Annotated in this window: 19 protein-coding genes; all 19 read right to left on the bottom strand. The window is 35.6% G+C overall.

Annotated elements, in window-relative coordinates; translation table 11 throughout:
- Window positions 1-3: 3 nt before the first annotated feature.
- The 19 genes from VKY41_RS01855 to VKY41_RS01765 all read right to left on the bottom strand — a co-directional run bounded on the left by VKY41_RS01855 (window position 4) and on the right by VKY41_RS01765 (window position 15,524).
- Window positions 4-1,206 carry a beta-ketoacyl-[acyl-carrier-protein] synthase family protein gene (locus VKY41_RS01855; protein ID WP_500812734.1) on the bottom strand — a complete coding sequence of 401 codons (1,203 nt, stop codon included), beginning with the start codon at window positions 1,204-1,206 and terminating at the stop codon, window positions 4-6.
- A 124-nt stretch (window positions 1,207-1,330) separates the two neighbouring features.
- Window positions 1,331-1,588 carry a phosphopantetheine-binding protein gene (locus tag VKY41_RS01850; protein WP_500812733.1) on the bottom strand — a complete coding sequence of 86 codons (258 nt, stop codon included), beginning with the start codon at window positions 1,586-1,588 and terminating at the stop codon, window positions 1,331-1,333.
- A gap of 1 nt (window position 1,589) precedes the next feature.
- A complete protein-coding gene (locus tag VKY41_RS01845; protein WP_500812732.1) occupies window positions 1,590-2,207 on the bottom strand; it encodes a 3-oxoacyl-ACP synthase in 618 nt (205 codons plus the stop codon).
- Window positions 2,208-2,213: 6 nt separating this feature from the next.
- Window positions 2,214-3,275 (bottom strand): methyltransferase, encoded by a 1,062-nt coding sequence (locus tag VKY41_RS01840; protein WP_500812731.1) that lies wholly within the window; start codon window positions 3,273-3,275, stop codon window positions 2,214-2,216.
- 5 nt (window positions 3,276-3,280) lie between these two features.
- Window positions 3,281-4,429 carry a beta-ketoacyl-[acyl-carrier-protein] synthase family protein gene (locus VKY41_RS01835; protein ID WP_500812730.1) on the bottom strand — a complete coding sequence of 383 codons (1,149 nt, stop codon included), beginning with the start codon at window positions 4,427-4,429 and terminating at the stop codon, window positions 3,281-3,283.
- Window positions 4,422-4,874, bottom strand: a complete 453-nt coding sequence (locus tag VKY41_RS01830; protein ID WP_500812729.1) for an acyl-CoA thioesterase — start codon at window positions 4,872-4,874, stop codon at window positions 4,422-4,424. Before VKY41_RS01830 ends, VKY41_RS01835 begins: the two co-directional genes overlap by 8 nt.
- On the bottom strand, window positions 4,852-6,120 hold the full coding sequence (locus VKY41_RS01825) for an ABC transporter permease (protein WP_500812728.1): 1,269 nt from the start codon (window positions 6,118-6,120) through the stop codon (window positions 4,852-4,854). The genes VKY41_RS01830 and VKY41_RS01825 overlap by 23 nt, the downstream gene beginning before the upstream one ends.
- Entirely contained in the window at window positions 6,113-6,856 is a 744-nt protein-coding gene (locus tag VKY41_RS01820; protein WP_500812727.1) for an ABC transporter ATP-binding protein, read from the bottom strand. Before VKY41_RS01820 ends, VKY41_RS01825 begins: the two co-directional genes overlap by 8 nt.
- Window positions 6,857-6,861: 5 nt before the next feature.
- Window positions 6,862-7,860, bottom strand: coding sequence for a BtrH-related acyltransferase DarH (darH, locus tag VKY41_RS01815; protein ID WP_500812726.1), 999 nt, complete (start codon window positions 7,858-7,860; stop codon window positions 6,862-6,864).
- Entirely contained in the window at window positions 7,850-8,260 is a 411-nt protein-coding gene (gene DarG / locus VKY41_RS01810) for a flexirubin biosynthesis protein DarG (RefSeq protein WP_500812725.1), read from the bottom strand. Before DarG ends, darH begins: the two co-directional genes overlap by 11 nt.
- A 7-nt stretch (window positions 8,261-8,267) precedes the next feature.
- A complete protein-coding gene (locus VKY41_RS01805) occupies window positions 8,268-8,720 on the bottom strand; it encodes a hotdog family protein (RefSeq protein WP_500812724.1) in 453 nt (150 codons plus the stop codon).
- On the bottom strand, window positions 8,720-9,154 hold the full coding sequence (locus VKY41_RS01800) for a hotdog family protein (RefSeq protein WP_500812723.1): 435 nt from the start codon (window positions 9,152-9,154) through the stop codon (window positions 8,720-8,722). The genes VKY41_RS01805 and VKY41_RS01800 overlap by 1 nt, the downstream gene beginning before the upstream one ends.
- Window positions 9,155-9,156: 2 nt before the next feature.
- Window positions 9,157-10,290, bottom strand: coding sequence for a dialkylresorcinol biosynthesis protein DarB (gene darB / locus VKY41_RS01795; RefSeq protein ID WP_500812722.1), 1,134 nt, complete (start codon window positions 10,288-10,290; stop codon window positions 9,157-9,159).
- A 13-nt stretch (window positions 10,291-10,303) separates the two neighbouring features.
- Complete coding sequence (locus VKY41_RS01790; RefSeq protein WP_500812721.1) at window positions 10,304-11,224, bottom strand: dialkylresorcinol condensing enzyme DarA; 921 nt, start codon at window positions 11,222-11,224, stop codon at window positions 10,304-10,306.
- A gap of 10 nt (window positions 11,225-11,234) precedes the next feature.
- Window positions 11,235-12,116 carry a lysophospholipid acyltransferase family protein gene (locus tag VKY41_RS01785; protein ID WP_500812720.1) on the bottom strand — a complete coding sequence of 294 codons (882 nt, stop codon included), beginning with the start codon at window positions 12,114-12,116 and terminating at the stop codon, window positions 11,235-11,237.
- A gap of 20 nt (window positions 12,117-12,136) precedes the next feature.
- On the bottom strand, window positions 12,137-12,379 hold the full coding sequence (locus VKY41_RS01780; protein WP_500812719.1) for an acyl carrier protein: 243 nt from the start codon (window positions 12,377-12,379) through the stop codon (window positions 12,137-12,139).
- Window positions 12,380-12,389: 10 nt separating this feature from the next.
- Complete coding sequence (locus VKY41_RS01775) at window positions 12,390-13,604, bottom strand: beta-ketoacyl-[acyl-carrier-protein] synthase family protein (RefSeq protein WP_500812718.1); 1,215 nt, start codon at window positions 13,602-13,604, stop codon at window positions 12,390-12,392.
- A gap of 13 nt (window positions 13,605-13,617) precedes the next feature.
- Window positions 13,618-14,349, bottom strand: a complete 732-nt coding sequence (flxB, locus tag VKY41_RS01770) for a flexirubin biosynthesis SDR family reductase FlxB (RefSeq protein WP_500812717.1) — start codon at window positions 14,347-14,349, stop codon at window positions 13,618-13,620.
- A gap of 47 nt (window positions 14,350-14,396) precedes the next feature.
- On the bottom strand, window positions 14,397-15,524 hold the full coding sequence (locus VKY41_RS01765) for a WG repeat-containing protein (protein ID WP_500812716.1): 1,128 nt from the start codon (window positions 15,522-15,524) through the stop codon (window positions 14,397-14,399).
- Window positions 15,525-15,635 lie beyond the last annotated feature (111 nt).

Here is a 15,635-nt window from a genome sequence, read left to right as displayed (position 1 = left end):
GAGTTATGGTTTTTTTGAAAAAATAACAGTGGAACAATTTCCTCCAAAACCGAAAGAATTGGACATAACTGTTTGCAAAGGTTTTTCTTTTAGTTCCAATTGAGGGGTGATACTCAATTCTTTCATCTGGGTTTTAAAATTCAAGTTCGGATAGATAACATTGTTCTGTAAAGCCAAAACGGAATATACGGCTTCTATGGCTCCAGCTGCTGCTAAAGTATGACCGGTATAAGCTTTTGTGGAACTGAATTCGGGAACCTCATTCCCGAAAACACGAGTTATTGCACGTCCTTCAGATAAATCATTGTTTCCAGTAGCTGTTCCGTGTGCGTTGATATAATCAATGTCCTGAGGTGTATAGCCAGCAACTTCAAGTGCTTTTTCCATAGCTAAAGTAGCGCCATCTCCGTGATCTGAAGAGGCTGTTTGGTGGAAGGCATCGTTGGCATTACCATAACCTTTTACATATGCTAAAACGGTTTTGTTTTCAGCGTTTACAACGGCCTCAGATTCTAAAACTAAAAAAGCAGCGGCTTCTCCTAAATTTAATCCTTTTCTATTATCATCAAAAGGGGTGTTATAGGTGTCCGAAAGAATCATCAGGGTTTTAAAACCATTAATGGTGAATTTGGACATGCAGTCCGAACCGCCAACAATAACACGATCTAATTGACCGGATTTTATAAGTCTAGCTCCTAACATAATGGCATTTGCGGCCGAGGAACAAGCAGTACTAATAGTAGTTACCAAACTTTTTTCTATGCCTAATTGTTCGGCAATTTTTTGAGTGGAATCTCCAGCGTGGTGACTAGCAATATATTTACGATGGGACTCGTTTTCTAAGTAATCGTAATAATACTTTTCGGTCATATCCATACCACCAACACTAGTGGCCGAAATCAAACCGGTTTTATAACTATGAATATCTTTAATTCCAGCGTTTGAAACGGCTTCTTTGGCAGCAAGCGCACCAAGTAAACCAGTTCTTGAATAATTGTTGTCTGGTGTTAATCCTAAAAGTTGCTCCAACTCCGTATTGGTATAGGCAATTTCACCTACCATAATCTCGTCTTTATGAATGGTCTCTATTTTAGAAATTCTGGAAATTCCCTTTTTAGCACCCACAAGCGACTGATAGTTTTCTTCTACATTGTTTCCAATAGCAGAAATAATACCCATACCAGTAATTGCAACTCCTTTGTTCATAGTGTTTACAGGGCCTGTCTGCTGAATAGCAGCTAAACAGGAAGCTGTTTTATTTGATAACGATTGATTTTTTTAGCTTTGGTAAGCTGAACCTTCTATTTTCTAGCTAAGTAGTAATGTTTAATTACTTAGATCGGTGTTCAGTAATATACGCAGCCATAGTATTGATAGACTCAAAAATAGCACGACCTTCTTTTGGGTCTGTTAATTTGATACCGTAGTTTTTATCAAGCATGACAATTAATTCTAAAGCATCTATTGAATCTAAGGCCAAACCATCTCCAAACAACATGTCATCATCAGCAATATCCTCTACAGACATGTCCTCAAGGTTTAATTGCTCGATAATGTTTTCTTTTAATTCTTGTTTTAAATCTTCCATATTATGTATTATATAATGTTATTATGTTCTGTTTATTGTGTTCTATTGCACCTTCTTTTGAAACCATATATAAAAAGGCTTCGTAATTTTCTCCTTCTAATTCCACCCAACCACAAAGTACTGATTCTGCTTTATTTGTATCTAACAAATTAGTGGAATAGGTGAATAAATGGTCGGCGCTAAAGCGTTCAAAGATAAAAAAACTATTCTCACTATATAGCTTATATTTAATACTTATCTCTCCCAAACAAATATTCGGTAAGGTATATACAAAAACGGCTGGACTAGGATAATAATTATCTTTATGTTGAATGGCTTTTTGATGTAATATATCTGTGTCTAAACTTGATGCTTTATTTGAAAACACCAATGCAATGTTGTTTTCTTTTTCTGAATCTAAAGACTGGTTTTTAAGTAAAATATCTGCGGCTAAAAAGGCCAACTTACTTAAATAGTCCATTTTAAAAAACTTAGGATACTTCGTCTCTTGGGCTTTGTATGCTGCTTTAATAAATTCAGAGAAACTTGAATGTTCTTCACTAAATACAACCGAACCATTTAAAGAAACTTGATGGTTCTTTATATGGCAATAAGAGCTTATGTTATAATTAGTTGTCATTAGTAATTACTTTTTTTTACATACTAGTATGGTGTGGTATTCTCCAACAGCAATATCTTCTTTAAGGGCCAATCCAGCTTCATCTATAAGCTTCATAAATACCTTGGCAGGGTACATTTTAGAGTTTCCATTGGCCATAACTGTAAAGTATAACGAAGTGGCTTCAAGTATAAATTTGGCATTGTCAAAACGCTGTCTGTCTGTAAAAGTTTCCATGATGAGAATTTCTCCATCATCATTGACTGCAGCGGCACAAGCTTTTAATATGGTTAGGATTTCAACTTCCGAAAAACAATCTAAAAACTGACTCATCCAAATGGTGTCTGCACCTTTAGGTAATTGAGGGTTTTCTGATAACCAATCTATTTCATGATGTGTTACTCTGTCTGCAAATCCTGCTTCGGCTACATGTTTTAAAGCAATTTTTAATTGCCCTGGTAAATCCACCATCTTAATAGAAACCGTATCGTTGTATTTGCTACCACTAATAGTAAACTTTCCAGTGTTTGCACCTACATCGTATATGGTTTTTGGGTTGTTTCTAAAAACCGTTTCTAAAGCTTCTTGAAACACATCGTCTGAATAATGATGGTCAAATTCAAACCAAGCTTTTTGAACCTTTGGCGTTAATTTCGATAGGCCTTCGTAAATGGTATTCCAATCGCCTAATTCTTTTAAACCTGCAGGAGTTCCTGTTTGAATAGCTTCCTCTAAATGAAACAATCCTTTATAACATACTTCTTGCGTAAAGTTAATGTTAACATCTACCGTTTTATGGGAATTTAAATAGTACCCAATAGTTGTTAATTCGTAGTGATTGTTGTCATCTTTTGAAACAATATTTGAACTTTCTGCAATTTCTAATAAAACACCTACGCCATAAGTGCTAAGTGATAATTCTTTCGCAATATCTTCTATTGAAATACCTCCTTTTCTTCTCCTTTCAAAAATAAGGTCGAAAATACCAAGGTTTCTCAAGGAAACAACTGCTTGGAATACAAAGGGAGCAAAAGCAATTTTTTGAGCTTCTTGAATAGCATCTATAGCTTTTATAGGGTTTTTAGACATGATTTCTAAGGTGTTATTTTTTTAAATATAATGGCCGTATTACAACCTCCAAATCCGGAGGCTGTTTTTAAAAAGGTGTTTAATTGTTTGGATGTGGTTTTCTTGATCACATGAATGGGTTGTGAAACTCCTAGAGTGTCAAAACCTTTAGACGCATAAAGTGTGTTGTTTTTTAAGGAGTGCATTCCTACAATGGTTTCCAATAGCCCGGATGCGCCTAGGGTATGCCCGAAATAGCCTTTCAAACTATTTAGGGGTACTTGTTGTAATTCTAATCTGTTTATAGCTATGGCTTCCATCTCGTCGTTAAACAGGGTGGCGGTACCGTGTGCAGAAATATAGTCGATGTCTTGAGCAGTTAAATCTGCTTGATTTAAAGCTTGTTTCATACTGCGGTATAACCCTTCACCGGTTCTAGATGGACCAGAAATATGGTTGGCATCGTTACAAGAACTTTCACCAAGAATCTCAACAGCTTCTTTTACTAGATTTTCAGAATTAGTAGTGATAAGGGCACTTGCCGCTACCTCACCAATATTAATTCCAGTCCTGTTTTTATCGTATGGCTTACATGGTTCATGGCTTAATGCTTGAAACGAATTGAAACCAGAAAGGATAAATTCCGTGACCACATCTCCACCAACTATAAAAACATGGTCGTACGTGTTTTGTTGAAGGTATCTTTTTGCAATAGCTACTGCTAAAATCCCCGAGACACAGGCGTTTGATACAACTATAGCCTCATTTTTAAATCCGAAAAACTCTTTGATATGTTTGCCTAGTTCGCTTAAATAAGCGCGTTCCTTTGGAAATGGATTAGTGTCATCTAAAGCATCGATATTTCCTTTTGTTGTGGAAATAATCAATCCAACGCGATCGTTTAAAGGTAGGTTTGAAGCTTGAATAACCTCATGTAAAGAACATATCATCATTTTCTCCAAACGGGTATAATCCTTTTTAGGTTGAAGGGCTTGAAAGGCTTCTTCTAATTTGTCAGAAGGAATTAAAGCTGAATAGAAAGGGTCAGGAAGGACTTGTGAATTTTTAATTAATTCCAAACCTGAAACTTCTTGGTGAATGTTTTCAACCACAGCTTCACTATTAAACCCAAGTGAAGAGATAATATTATTATATGAAACGTACGTTTTATTCATCTAATAAACCCACGTTTTTTTTCCAATCCATAAAAAAGGAAGGAATGGTTAGCCATAAATCGCCTTCGCCAATTTTATCTACAAATACCTGAATGGTTTCACCGGTACATACCAATTGGTCGTGTTGGTTGTAAATTTCATATCGGAACACCATTTTAGCAGCCAAACTATCTACATAAATTGTTTTGATAGTTGCAATATCGCCATAGCGTAAAGGGAGTTTATGGTCGGTACTGGATTTAACGATTGGAGTGGCAAAGCCGTATTCTTTTTGATCTAAATAAGAAATACCATGATGCCTGCCAAAAGCTTCTCTACCGTCTTCAAAATACTGAATATAATTGCCATGCCAAACAATCCCTAAAGGGTCTGTTTCCACAAAGCGCACTCGTACTTGGCTAGTATGCGTGATTTCTTTTGGTTTAAACGCTGTTTTTCTTTTCATTATAAACAATGGCAATAAGTGTGGTTGCTATAAAAAATAAGAATAGCAAACTAATTTCGGGCAATATATCCAATAAAGTTCCTTGACGCAAAAATACGTCGTAAAAAGCGTTTAAGCCCCAATTCATTGGCGAAATATTAGAAAGTGTTTGCATGAACTTAGGCATAATAAATACCGGAACCCATACACCACCAAGTGCAGCTAAAATAACTACAAAAGTGGCTCCAAAAGGGGCCGATTGTTCTTGGGTTTTTGCAATGGTTCCTAATAACAGTCCCAAGCCAATGGCGGCTAAGCCGGCAAAAATCGCGACCACAAAAAGTAAGGCTAATCTTCCGGATACATCCAAGGTAGGTAGGCCAATGGCAGGAAATAGAAAAACACCAACCGATAACATTAAAACAAATTGAATCAGACAAACCACTAAATAAACTAAGGTTTTCCCTCCTAAAACAGTGGCATAAGAAACCGGATTGGTTCGTAACCTTACAAAAGTGCCCTGACTTTTTTCCTTCACTATATTTATTGAAAGAGGAACTATAATAAAAAAGATAGCAAACAAAGTCCAAGCAGGGACATTGTGTTGTACAGAGTTAGGTATGATTTCTTTATCGTTGGTTATAGGTAAAATTTCTTTAAAGGTGATAAAGTTTTCAGTCTCGAAAATAGCTTCCGTTGGATCGTCAGAAATTTGCTCTTGAAAAGCTTTATAAATAGATTGGGTCTCAATTTGAGACACCATTTTATCAATGCCATTTTTAACGGAGCTTTTAAATGTTAACTGAGTGGCAGGATCGAAATAAAGTTTAACTTCTTTACTTTCTACCATCGGTTTTAGACTCTCATCACTTGCGTCTTCCAATCCAAACTTGGCAATAATACCATCGACATTTTGGGCAACTTTTTGCTCTAAACCAGAGCTTAAATTCTCAGGAATAACAATGGCTAGTTGGTATTTTCCTTTAAATACTAAGTCTTTTGCTAGGTCTTCAGTGGCTTTTATATGAACCTCAAAAGCATTGGATGTTTCTAATCCTTCTAAAATAGTTTCTGAAACATGACCACGGTCGTTGTTAACAACAAGAATAGGAATTTTAGCATCGGAAACTGTTTTAAAGGTACTATCTTGAATTAAGGTAATAGTTACAATTAATACCAAAGGCATAACAAAAAGTATAGCAATACCACCAATATCGCGTACAAGCAATAAGAACTCCTTACGTGCCGATGCTATTAATTTATGCATGATCTCTTAAGGCTTTTCCGGTTAAACTGATAAAGACATCTTCTAAATTATGCGAACCTTTATTTTGATCTATTAATTCTTTTGGCTTTCCTTTTACAATTAGTTTTCCATGATCTATAATAGCAACTCGAGTACAAAAGGTTTCCGCTTCGTTGAGGTGATGTGACGTGTAAATAATAGTGGTTCCGTTATTGTTTAACTCTTGAAGAAATTCAATAATCACGTTTTTAGACTGTACATCCACACCTACGGTCGGTTCGTCCAAGAACAAAACTTTTGGATGATGAAGAATACTTGCAATTAAATTAATGCGACGTTTCATGCCTCCAGAAAAGGTATCTATTTTTTTATGAGCAAAGGCTAAAAGTCCTAAATGCTCTAAGTATATATTGATTTTTTCATCCAAGGGTTTTCCTTTCAAGCCATACATACTTCCGAAGTATTTTAAATTTTCGAAAGCTGTTAACGATGGGTATAAAGCATATTCTTGAGGAACAATACCAATAAGCTGTTTGAGCTCGTTTTTATTTTTCTGATAGGTCAATCCAGCAATCGAGAAGGCGCCAGAAGTGGGTTTAATTAGTGAACATAAAATGGAAATTAGCGTGGTTTTACCCGCCCCATTTGGTCCTAATAAACCAAAAATTTCTTTTTCATTAATGAGCAGGTTTAAGTCAGATAAGGAATAATTATCTGAATTCTTGTATTTTTTAGAAATGTGCTCAATCTTAATCATCTTAGTTACTTGATGGCTTTCCTTAGTTTCTTAAAGAAGGCTTCTTCTTTATCTGCAATAGCTTCTAGCTGGGTGGCAACCTGGTTATAAGCATCATCCTTGGCACTTCTGTTTTTGTAAATACGGGAAGCATCTACAGCAAAGTCACGCCATAAATCGCCAATGCTTGTCATTTCTTTAGATAGATCGGATAGTTTTGGATTATTTAAAACCTTACTAGCTTCTTGTAAAAAAGCAGCAAAAATATATCTAAATCCACCACCACCAGTGCCAATTTCTTCCTGCATTCTAACAATCTGACCTAAGTAATGATTGGCTTTTTTAACCCCTTTTTTCTTGGGCCACTTTCTTATAAGTTTGGCTGTATATCGAATGCCTTTAACTCCTAACACAGGAACCGGAGCAAGCATGTCTTTACAAGTATGCTTGATGCCTTTTATAATGGCTTTCTCTAATTCCAATTCCTTAGGAAAATCAATGGGATAGTAAATATGTCCTTTTGGAGCAAATGCACCTTTGGCAAATCGTACCTTTTCTAACTGTTTATCGCTTAGCGTGGTTACGGTTTCCATAACTGGATCGCTAATTAAATAGGTGTCGTCCTGTTTCCCATACACAACTAAATTGTGTGCATTAAAATGAAAACGATATTCATCGGGGAAATACACCAAATTATATACGCCAACTTGAAGTCCAACAGGATTGTTGTTCTTTAAATTCTCGTCTAATCGTGCTTTTGCTTTTTCTGGACTTTTAAATTTTTCGCGTTTAATTTTTATTCCAACTCGTTTGGCAAATCGCTTAAAAATAATTCCTGGTAAAGCTCTATATGTAAAAGCAGGAGCATGGTTAACCATTAAAAATGGAATGTGGCAAAAAAGCAAACCAGAGCCAATTCCAAAAGCCATGGGCTCGCTAATCTGAAAACCATGATGTTTCATTAAATTAGAAATCACACCGTTTTCGCAATGTGCAGATTGATGGTGTGTGAAACTAATTTCCATGTAATTCAATGTTTTTTAATTGCTCAATACTTATGTCGAAAGTATCAGCATATTTTTGTAAAATTTTGTTAGGTAATTTTTGGAAAACCTTTGGTTTAAAATGTCTTTTTACGCGACATTTCCACATACCAACATAACTAGCCAAAATAGGAAGATCCATTTTATGAAGCTCCATGTAATATTCTATCGGACTGGTTTGTTGATTTAAAACGCGTTTTTTTGCGTCTTCAATACGTTGATTTATAACCTCAATAGCCTTGTTTAATGCAATTGTTTTTGGATCCCAGCCTGAACTGTTAACGGTTGTGTATTCGCCATTTTCATCAATAGCATAACACAATTCTTTAAAATTGGCCGACTCTAAATTGCTTTTATCTTGAGGCACTTCATCTTTTTTCATGTCGAATTTATTTCAGCTCCTGTATCACCAAATTTATCTCACAAGATAATAATTCTTCACCATTTTCAGAGATAGAACAATCTATGGAACACATGGTAAATTGGTCTGTATTAAGACGTGATTTTATAAAGGCTTTAGTTTTTATAGTAGCCCCAACTTGAGGGCAAGAAGTAATGTTTATTTTTTTTATAGCGCTAATAAAACCTATAAGTTTAGCCGATTCTCCTTCTAAATCTCCTTCGTCAAAATAGCTCTTTCCAACGATAGAAGAACAGGTTTGCGCAGCATTTTCTATCATGCCAGCTTCATTAAAAAAACCGCGATCATTAAAAATACATTCAGGTTTTATAGTGAAAGAGGTAGATACGTGTTCGTCGTCAATAGTCAATACATGATCCACCATTAAAAAAGGAGGCCGATGAGGTAAAAATTTCTTTATGTCTAATTCGTGAATCTTCATTAGTTAGCAACAACAGTTTTCATCTCGCTAGAGGCTATTTCTTTATTAGCGGCATTAAATACTTTTACAGAAACCATAGTAACGCCATTAAATTCGTGCAAAATATCAACCTTGGTTGTAATAATATCGTTTAGAACGGGCAATTCAATAATGTCAACTCGTTTTAAGGACCCAATATAACCAACTGGTGGGTCTTCATTTTTAATGAAAAAATCATAACCTGTGTGCAAAGCAACGGTTTGTGCCATGTTTTCAATAAGCCCAGACTCTAAAAATCGATTGTTATTAACAAACAAATTATCGGCTTTAATTTGAAAAGAGGATACCACCTTGTTTTCTGAAAAATCCAACAAAGTATCTACCATAACAAATGGTGTTTTTTGAGGGATTAAGTGGGAAACGTCGATTATGGGTAATTGTGGCTGCTTTATCATTTTTAGCAAACGGTTAAAAGCGCATAGGCATAAGCAAAACGCGCACTTTCTGGAACAGAAAGTAATATCTTATCTCCTTTTTTAAGTTTGCCAGATGCTTGTAATTCTTCAAGCATAATGTAGATAGAGGCGGAACCTACATTGCCTACTTTGGTTAAATTGATGAACCAATTCTCCCAAGGAATTTCTACGCCTTGTTTTACCATTTCCTCGTAGAGTTTTTCTTTAAAGTAATAGGAGGAAATATGTGGTAAATAGTAGTCTACATCTTCTGGTTTTACACCGTGTTTGTCCATAGCCTTCTTTAAGCTATCAACTCCCTTTACTAGAATGTTTTCGCCTAATAGCTTCACATCTTGTTTCATGGCAAATAGCGACCTCTTACTCCATTCGTCAGAAGGATATTCACTCCATGGTTTTAAAAATCCAGATTCTAATTTATCAGCTCCAGCATACATACAGGCTTCCAATTCGTACGCATAGGAGTAGCCTTCCATCCAATCAATTCTAAGAGGTTGTTCTCCTTTTGCTTCGTTTTCTAATAAAACGGCACCTGCTCCATCGGAAAGCATCCAACGTAAAAAGTCTTTATTAAAAGCTAGAATAGGATTTTCTTCAAGGGTATTTAAATGTTTTAACTCGTCTTCAAAAGTATCCGATTTCATCCAAGAGGAGGTTCGTTCAGATCCAGTACAAACAGCGTTTTGTGTCTGTCCAGCTTTAACGGCTAAAAATCCATATTTTAAGGCATTCATTCCAGAGCAACAAGCTCCTGAAGGGGAGTTTATTTCAATGTTCCCGTTTTTCAGGAAGCCATGAACCATAGCAGCATGGGAAGGGAGGATTTGATCAGGACTAGATGTACCGCATGATAGCAACTCGATATCCTCAGGCTTTAAGTTGTCATCGTATAGTTTTACAATGGCCTCTTTAGTTAATTGCGCATTGTTATGAGTAATGTTGCCATCATCATCAATGGCATAATACCTAGTTTTTATCTGATTGTTGCGTAAAACAATGCGTCTTCCTTTAGAGGTTTTCCCATCAATAATTCCTAATTTATCTTCCATTTCGTCATTACTAATGGGACGATTTGGTAAAAACTTTGATATTTTAGTAATATAAACTTCCTTCATTTTTTAAAACCTTCTATTTTAATTTAACCGATGAATAGTATTCTTTTTCTTTTTGTATTTTCCTGTAAAAAGGAAAATAAGTTAACAAAAATAAGATAAATACTATAGGAGCAATAATCCAAATGGCAAATAAGAGGTAATAATTAAACATTTTTACGAATAATTGACGTTTTGTGTCATTTTTCTCACCCTTGGACCTAATTAATTGCGCCCATTTAGAGAAAATAACATTGGCACGTTTATCTACTGTTATTAAAAACGGTTTAATTTTTACGGCATCTGCCTCTAATAGATCGGTTTGTAAGGTAGTATAATTATTCTTTAAAAGATACTTTTTTATAATTGGGCCAAATTTAATTGAGGCATCAATATCTTTTTGGGCCACTCCCGGTTTTGGAAAGATGCCTAAAAAGCGCTCTTTCTTCCCAGAGAACATCCATTGGGCAATAGTAATTACACTAATATGGTTAATATGTCTATCTACAAGAACAATGTTTCCAACCAAATTAGCTTGGAGACTTTGAAGCTTTTTCTTCATTTTCTCTTGTGCCATGATCCACATATTTCTACAGCCAATTACAGTTATTACTGGGGTGTTGGCAAATAGTTTCTTAGCGTCTTCCGAGTTTAAGAAGGAGGTGGTTGGCAAGGATGGGGTTAAATACCACACCGAAAAACCAAAAACAATTAAGTCGTATTTTTTATTTAAAATGGCCTCAGGAACAGCCTTTGTTTTTTGCGGTATTTGAAGAAAGGTTTCAGGAAATACACCGTAAAATTCTTTTTTATTCCAAGGAAAAGGAAAGGGCGTTTCCATTTCAATAGTCAAAAAAGTTAAATTTGTTTCATTGGTTTTTAACGGCGAAACAATACGGTTTATAATTTCTGTAAGTTGTCCAGATTGTGAATAATGTATAACTAAAACTTCTTTCATTTTCGCGATATTATTTTAAAGTATTCCAAAAATCGAAATAATTAAACCACTGAAGCGGGTGCTTTTTTAGCATCCAAGTCAAACTCTCTGTGTATTCTTTTAATAGCCCTTGAGCATCACGAAGCTTGGCTTCCGATTTTCTAGCGTATAAATGATAGTGTTTGTTTGTTTCCTTCATCACGTAAACAAATAAAACGGGCACATTTAGTCTAGAAGCTATCAAGAAAGGACCTGCAGGGAATTTGGCCTCTTTACCTAAAAGTTCTTCTGTTAAAAATTTGGAGCCTTTAATATAGCGATCTCCTGTAATACAAACAATTTCATTTCTAGCTAAAGCAGCGTTCACTTCAAAAATATGCGAAAGATCTTCTCTAATGATGATTAAATTAATATTGGATTTCTTTTTTACACTATCCAAATACTCTTTTATAGCCGTGTGCTCAACGTCCGTAGTTAAAAGACTTATCGAGGCGTTTTCTTCTAATTCGTTAAAAAAGTATTCCGAAATTTCAAAATTCCCAACATGGGCGCTAATTAAAATACCCCCTTTTTTTTGTTTTAAGGTGTCATTTATAAAATGAACACCATCAGATTCATAAGTGAATTTATGACTGAGATTTGAAGAAATAGCAATTTTGTCTAAAATGGTTTGTCCAAAAACATAGTAGCTTTTAAAGATGCTTATAACACTTTTTCTTTTGGAATATTTTAGACGATGTCTTAAATAATAGTAAATGGACTTGGTACTTTCCTTAGAAAAAAAGCAAAAATAGCCGGCAACAAAATACAGGATAAAGTATGCTGCGTTCATTCCAACTTTCTTCATGAAAAACACGAAGATTTTATATCCTAGAACGGTTCCCTTGGATTTACCTTGCCATTCTGCAGCCATATTTTAATGCCTAAATAGTCTTAAGCTAATTTATTTTCAATAAGCGTGTAGAAATCACTTAAGGATTTAACGTTTATAAAATCTTCTCCAACTAACTTAACACCAAAGTTAGACTCAACAGCAACCACTAAATCTACAAAATCCAAACTATCTAATTCGAGAGTTTCTTTTAAATTAGCTTCAGGTGAAATATCCTCACTTTCAACTTCAAATTCGTCGATAAGAAAGTCGTTTATTTTTTCAATAATAACTTCTTTATTCATTATCACACTATTATTTTTTTATTATTAAGGCTGAATTTGTTCCTCCAAATCCAAAAGAATTGGACAAAAATACATCAAATTTTTTGTTTAACGTTTTGTTAACTAAATTTAATTTTGATGCTGCTTCGTCTGGCTCAGTTAAATTAATATTTGGAGCAATAAAATCGTTTTGCATCATTAAAATAGAATACAAAACTTCACTAGCTCCGGCCATCCAGCACTCGTGGCCTGTCATAGATTTAGTTGAGCTTACATAAGGACCATTTTCACCAAAAACCTCAAAGATAGCTTTAGCTTCATTGGCATCGCCTACAGGTGTTGAAGTGGCATGTGCATTAACATATTGAATGTCCTGTGGAAGGATATTGGCTTGGTTGATGGCCATTTTCATAGCGCGTGCAGGTCCATCAACATTGGGCGTGGATATATGCTCGCCATTGGATGAAAAGCCGTAACCAATAATTTCTCCATAAATGGTAGCACCTCGCGCAATAGCCGATTCGTAAGTTTCTAATATCAAAGTGGCTGCGCCACCGCTTGGTACCAAACCATCTCTATGCACATCAAACGGACGGGATGCTTGACTCGGATTTTCAATATTTGTCGAAAAAACACCTAGGCCGTCAAAACTTCCCATGGCTAATTTGTTTATTTCTTGAGCCCCACCACAAATTATGTAATCTTGTAAACCACTTTTAATTAGGTGATAAGCCATTCCTATAGAATGCGAGCCACTGGCGCAGGCCGCACTTATGGTGAAATTGACGCCTTTTAATTTGAAAATGGTGGAAAGATTCATGGTAACCGAAGAATTCATTCCTCTAAAAATAGCTCCTGAACCTACAAGAGTAGTATCCTTTTTTTCCCGAATCGTATCGTTTGATTCTATAATAGACTTGGCAGTACTGTCGTTCCCATAAAGAATACCAAATTCATGTGAATCTAAAAAGTCGTCCGAAATGTTAGCGGTTTTTAAGGCCTCTAAAGTGGCTATATAGGCATATTCGCCTTCCTCACCTAAGCTAATGCGCTGCCGTCTAGAAAGTAAGTTTTTAAGGTTTGGCGATTTAACCATACCTGTCAAGGGCGAGCGATAACCAAAATCTGACCTTTCTGGGTCAATGGCTATTCCCGACTTCCCTTGGTATAAGGATTCTTTTACTGCTTCTAAATTCTCTCCAATACAAGAATATATTCCCATTCCTGATATCACAACTCTCCTCATCTTCTACTTTAATTTACGAGTAAATTCCCCCATTGATATTGATAACTTCGCCGGTAATATACGAAGCTTTTTTGGATGCCAAAAACGATACAGCATAAGCTACTTCTTCGGGTTCTCCAAATCGGTTAATTGGAATTAAATTTTTCAGTTCGGCTTCGTTTAATTCGGCAGTCATATCCGATTTTATAAAGCCTGGTGCTACGGCATTCACCGTTATTTTTCGTTTAGCAACTTCTTGCGCCAAAGCCTTTGTTGCAGCAACTAAAGCGCCTTTGGCTGCTGAATAATTGGTCTGTCCTGCAGTCCCTTTTACACCGGAAACAGAGGATACATTTATAATTCTTCCATATCGGTTTCGCAACATTTTCTGGATAAGATGATTGGTGACGTTAAAGAAACCGTTTAGCGACGTATTAATAACATCCTGCCAATCGCTGTGAGGCATCCACATAAAAAGTCCATCCTTCGTAATTCCAGCATTATTTACGATAACTTCTATAATAGCATCTGGGTTCTGATCTTGCCAAGCATCTAAAGTCTTTGTAACCTGCTCGGCATCAGCAACATTAAATTGAAGAATCTCACCAGTATTTCCTTCGGCCTCAACGGCTTTTAAGGTTTCAAGTGCGGCTTCTTGATTGCTATTATAATTAATTAAAATATGGTAATCGGTGTCTTTAGCTAATTGAATACAAATGGCTTTCCCAATCCCTCTAGAGCCACCAGTTATTAAGGCACATTTCATCTGCTTGCAAGTATTGTTAAGTTTCGTTTCGTTTTGGAGGCCATGGCTTAATTGAAAAGCTCTAAGTTTTCAAAGCGTAAATCTTTAAGAACTTCACCTTTAGTATTAATGTATACCCAAGATTTTTTCTCTTTTACTCTAGCCAGTCCGTTTATAAAACCTTTCGGATTGTTTTTTTGGAAGACTGAAAATCCACCAGCGGTAATGTCGTAATTGTCTGGGATAACCATGTTACCTTCTTTATTTATAAAGCCCCATAATTTAGATGATTTTACAGGAGCTAAACCGTCTTCACTAAATATTTCGGCATCCCTGTACTCAAAAGGAATAACAGTTTCTCCTTTGGTGTTAATATAACCCCAGTTTTTGTCTTTCATAACAGGTGCTAGACCATTAATAAACGCACGGGCTTTGTCGTAAGCAGGTTCTATAACCCAATCTCCCTGATTGTTTATATAGCCTAATTTACCATCTTTTTTGGCGTAGGTTAATTTGGATCCGTATGAGAAATCCCATATTTTCTCTGCGCCTGGAACTACCTTAAACGTTTTGTTGATAATCAAACCATACTCAGATCCGATATTGGCAACTACGTTCCCGTCGTAATAATTACTTACACCATCGTATTCTGTTTTCACAAAATAGTTTCCAGTTGGATCTACCAAGCCCCATTTTTCATCTTCCAAAACTTTGGCATAACCGTTTTCAAAATCAAATACTTTTTTAAATTTCACAGGGACAACAATGTCTCCTTTGGTATTGATAAATCCTACCAAATCCCCTTGTCTAATGATAGCAAGACCATCTTTAAAATCGTATACTTTATCAGTACTTACATGGCTTAATATTTGTTCTCCTTTAGTGTTGATGTAAATCCATTCCTTGTCTTTTAACACCACAGCAATTCCAGAATTGAATTCTTTGGTTTTGTCAAAAGTCGGTTGAATCACCCATTCTCCTTTTCGGTTGATAAACCCCCAAGTTTTTCCGTTTTCTGATGCTTCGGCTAAATCACCAGAGAAATTTTTTGCCACCTTAAAAGTAGGCTCAATTTTCCAATCTCCAGTTTTGGAAATATATCCGAATTTACCTTTCTGATTGGCAAGTGCCAATTCTTGAGCGTGAAATTGCATGCCTAAAAATAGCATGGCGATTAATAGCATTTTTGTTTTCATGATTTTAAGATTTTCCTAAAAATAAAGCCCTACCAAGTTTTGCGCTTTTAGTAAGTGATTTGCAAAACTTTTTCAAATCAATTGATTTTCAATGATTTTAATGGATGTAGC

It is taken from the genome of Xanthomarina sp. (assembly GCF_035306605.1).
GTDB lineage: Bacteria > Bacteroidota > Bacteroidia > Flavobacteriales > Flavobacteriaceae > Xanthomarina.
The sequence above is the reverse complement of the archived record's forward strand: the minus strand, read 5'-3'. Positions and strand labels throughout refer to the sequence as shown.